Consider the following 365-nt stretch of genomic DNA (forward strand, 5'->3'; position numbering starts at 1 on the left):
GCGGCACACCTCCACGCCATCCAGGCCCGGCAGCATCACGTCCAGCAGCACGACGCAGGAGGGGCCACCCTGACGCAGCTCGCGCGCGGCGTCGCGGGCCAGGGCCAGACCGCCCGGACCGTCGCGCGCCACCTGCACGGCGTGCCCCTCCGCGCGCAGGCCGCGCTGCAGGAAGCTGACGATGCGTGCGTCGTCTTCGATCACCAGGATGTTCATGCTGTCATCGGGCTCGCCGAAGGGTCCCCCAACCACTGCGGCAGCCGAACGCGGGCCGTGGTACCACCGCCGGGCGTGCTCTCGAGCGTGATCTCGCCACCGTGCGCGCGGGCCAGGGAGGTGGCGATGGACAGGCCCAGGCCGCAGCC

2 protein-coding genes are annotated in these 365 nt (G+C 73.7%); both read right to left on the minus strand.

The window, feature by feature from the left end:
• On the minus strand, positions 1 to 216 hold a 216-nt coding region (locus RMP09_RS16155; protein ID WP_310567009.1), incomplete at its 3' end, for a response regulator.
• Positions 213 to 365 (minus strand): sensor histidine kinase (locus tag RMP09_RS16160; RefSeq protein ID WP_409559743.1); only part of this gene is annotated, 153 nt, incomplete at its 5' end. The genes RMP09_RS16155 and RMP09_RS16160, both read right to left, overlap by 4 nt.

It is taken from the genome of Hydrogenophaga sp. (assembly GCF_031426985.1).
Lineage (GTDB): Bacteria > Pseudomonadota > Gammaproteobacteria > Burkholderiales > Burkholderiaceae_C > Hydrogenophaga.